The sequence below is a fragment of the Streptococcus suis YS161 genome (assembly GCF_002760245.1).
GTDB classification, from domain to species: Bacteria; Bacillota; Bacilli; order Lactobacillales; family Streptococcaceae; genus Streptococcus; species Streptococcus suis_I.
In genome coordinates, this window is sequence record NZ_ASCA01000062.1 from 1 (window position 1) to 3,620 (window position 3,620).

The 3,620-nt window shown below is 38.6% G+C and carries 4 protein-coding genes; all 4 read left to right on the forward strand.

The genetic code is table 11. The features are described from left to right. The first annotated feature begins 78 nt into the window (after positions 1-78). The 4 genes from SST111_RS08695 (at position 79) to SST111_RS08710 (ending at position 3,237) form a co-directional block, all read left to right on the forward strand. The gene (locus SST111_RS08695) at positions 79-291 is read left to right on the forward strand and encodes a CsbD family protein (protein ID WP_002942806.1); all 213 of its coding nucleotides are present in this window, start codon (positions 79-81) and stop codon (positions 289-291) included. 169 nt (positions 292-460) lie between these two features. Continuing rightward, complete coding sequence (locus tag SST111_RS08700) at positions 461-895, forward strand: low molecular weight protein-tyrosine-phosphatase (protein WP_099810727.1); 435 nt, start codon at positions 461-463, stop codon at positions 893-895. 130 nt (positions 896-1,025) lie between these two features. Beyond that, positions 1,026-1,448, forward strand: coding sequence for a membrane protein (locus SST111_RS08705; RefSeq protein ID WP_044688534.1), 423 nt, complete (start codon positions 1,026-1,028; stop codon positions 1,446-1,448). Then, entirely contained in the window at positions 1,438-3,237 is a 1,800-nt protein-coding gene (locus tag SST111_RS08710) for an acyltransferase family protein (protein WP_099810729.1), read from the forward strand. Before SST111_RS08705 ends, SST111_RS08710 begins: the two co-directional genes overlap by 11 nt. Positions 3,238-3,620 lie beyond the last annotated feature (383 nt).

The window sequence follows — 3,620 nt, forward strand, 5'->3', positions numbered from 1 at the left end:
TCAAGTTAACATTATTACACTCATTAAAAATTTGGGATTGAAAAATCCCCATAAACTTATTTTACGAGGAGGAATTTTATGTCAGAAGAAAAATTTGACGCAAAACTAGAACAGCTATCTGGCTCTGCAAAAGAGGTAATTGGTAAGCTGACCGGCGACAAGGAAATTGAAGTTGAAGGACTTGTTGAGAAAGGAATTGGCAAAGCAAAAGAGCTAGTCGAAGATGCAAAAGATGGGCTTGAAGGTGCCATTAACGGCATCAAAAATGCTTTCGACAAAGAAGAGAAATAAACAAAGAGTTCAATATAGGTAGGATTGGTCGTGCACTGTTTGATAATGAACATTACACTTAATTTGGTCTTTTACCTATAGCCCGAACAAAAATATGCAAGAGAGGGGAACTCAGACATTTACCTGTCGAGTCTACCTTCTCTTTTCTTATGCCACGAAAGGAGAATCTATGAAAAAAATCGTTTTTGTCTGTCTTGGAAATATTTGTCGTAGCCCTATGGCTGAATTTGTCATGAAAGACATGACAAGTCAATTTCACATTGAAAGTCGTGCCACTTCAAACTGGGAGCATGGTAATCCTATCTACCCTGGAACACAGAAAATTTTCCAAAAGCACAAGATTTCCTATGATAAGACCAAAACTTCTCAACAAATCTCTCAAGCAGACTTTGAGGAATTTGATGTCATCATTGGTATGGACGGCAATAATGTCCGAGATTTACAGAAAATGGCACCAGCACATACCCAAAATAAGATTTTTCAATTCGCAGAAAAATCCGTACCAGACCCTTGGTATACTGGAGATTTTGACGAAACCTACGAAATGGTAAAGAAAGGTTGCCAAGACTGGTTGGACAGGTTACAGTCATTTGACCAAGAATAAATTTTTTATGTAATATTTTTGTAATATTTGTAAAAAAATGGTAAACTATTTCTGACTGAACTGATAATTTCTTACTGTATCCTAGAAAGAACTGATTAGCGTCGGTCAAATCCTATGAAAGAGTAAAACGATGAAAGAGTTCAAATTACCTAGTATAAAATGGCATGATATAACAAGTCATTTCACCCGTCCAAAACTTGAAATCCTCTCCCTTATTATCATCCTCATCTGTGCCCTCTCTGTATTTACAGGGCGAATTGCCAGCAAGCAAGCCATGACTTTCAATAATGGCGCCCTGCAGTACAACGGTTATGTGGTTGCAAATAAAATGAATGGTCAAGGAAAATTGACCTTTGATAATGGAGATGTCTACGAAGGACAATTTACAAATGGAATTTTCCACGGTCAAGGAACCTACACATCTGCAAGTGGGTGGGTTTATACCGGGCAATTTAAAAACGGCTATGCCGATGGAAAAGGAAAATTGACCACCGAAGGACAGGCTATCTACGAAGGAACTTTTAAACAGGGGATTTATCAATATGAAAATTAAATGGTTATCCGTTATACGTGTGATTGGATTAGTCTTTGTCCTACTCTATCATTTCTTTATCAAATATTTCCCAGGTGGCTTTGTTGGGGTTGACCTCTTCTTTACCCTGTCTGGATATTTGACAACCGCCCTTTTGATTGATGAGTTTGCAAAACATAAAAAAATAGATATTGTCAGCTTTTTCAGAAGAAGATTCTATCGCATTCTCCCCCCTCTGGTTTTAACGATTCTTTTGGTTCTTCCACTTGCTCTGCTTGTCCGCAATGATTTCATTGCCAATATCGGCAATCAGATAGCCGCTGCGCTCGGATTCATGACAAACTTCTTTGAAATTCTATCAGGTGGTAGTTACGAGAATCAATTTTCACCTCATCTATTTGTGCATACTTGGACACTAGCCATAGAAGTTCAGTATTACCTTGTCTGGGCTGGTTTAGTTTGGTATCTGACTCGCATCTCCAAAAGTGTGGGGCAACTACGTGGATCAATTTTTCTAACATCTATAAGCCTCTTCTCGCTAAGTTTTTTAGCAATGTCTATCTCAAGTTTCTTTGTGGATAATTTCTCAACCATTTACTACTCGAGCTTCACACATACCTTCCCATTCTTCCTCGGAAGCATTCTCGCAACCATCGCTGGTATCGGAAATACAACAACTGCCTTCCAGCAACAAGTGAATACATTGACTATCAAACAAGCTATAGGTCTGTTTCTTGGAGGACTAGGAGTAGAACTTCTTCTTCTCTTTACTCTTCAATTCAGTTCCATCTGGACCTATCTAATTGGTTTTCTTCTATCCAGTTTAGCTACAGCAACTATGATTTTTGCTGCTCGGGTACTTCACGAGAAGACCGAAGATGTCAAAGAACCTGCAATTATCCTCTTCTTTGCAAGTATTTCTTATGATATCTACCTCTTCCATTGGCCCTTGCTCATTATCTTTACACAACTGACAAATGTCACTATCGCTGCGGGATTATCCTTTGTTTTTTCTACTATCCTATCAACTATTTCCTTCTATATTCTAGAACCATATATTGCTGGAAAAGTAGGAAGCTTGTTTGGATTACCCATAGATTTAAAACCATATAAAAAATGGCTTCTTGGTAGCTTTGCTTGCTTGACCATAGTTGGCTTAGGTATCTGTCTGTTTGCACCAAAATTAGGAAGTTTTGAACAAGAGAGCATGGTTAGCAATCTTTATCAAGCTCAGACCCAACTAAATACAACACGATCTGCTGCTGAAAACGCTAAAGCTACTAGTTTTGAAATTCAAAAAGGAGTCATCATCTTTGGCGATTCTGTTACTGTTCGCGCTAGTTCTGCCATACAGACCGCGCTACCAGATGCACAGATTGATGGAACTGTCAGTCGAAATCTCTCTGAAATTGCTAAATTGATAAATCTTTATAAGCAAAATAATAGCTTGAAAGAGACTGTAGTTGTAGCCCTAGGTACAAATACTACGGATAATTATCAGGAACTACTAGACCAGCTAGTCAAAGATTTTCCTAAAGGACGTCGCCTTATTTTTGTCACTCCTTACGATGGAAACTTCACTCCGAGCGAATCCATTTCTTATCAAACTGGTCAATACGAGAAAGAATTGGCTGAAAAATATGATTACATTTCCATTGCAGACTGGTATCAAGTTGCAAAGGATAATCCACCAATTTGGTACAATACCGACCTTGTTCATTTCAATCTTGAAAGTAATGGAGGCGAAGTCTTCGCCCAAACGATAAAAAATGCCGTTGAAGCCGTTGCTGATGGTCCAATCAAAAACTAGATTTATACATCATCATCCTCTGAGAATTTCTCGGAGGATTTTTGCACGATTTTCCGATAAGTCCAGCGCGAACTCTAAGAAATGGCGCTGTGCCTGAGCTCAGTCTCAATAAATCTTGTGAAATAAGCCACTTCTACAAAGGACGGAAAAGCGAAGTAACGATATAGTCGAATGAATTAGCTTTCAGACAAGGAACTGAGGTGCAGGTTGCTAGCACAGCCTAGTGGCTGTGCTAGGTTGGAGATATAACTTGCAAAGCAAGTCACTTCTGCAGAGTACGGCAAGCCGAAAGTGACGATGTATCAAAGATAATTCAAATGACTGATATGTAAAGCCCTTTGTCAAGTAAAAACAATCGAACTGATTAAAAAATGAAAAGTATC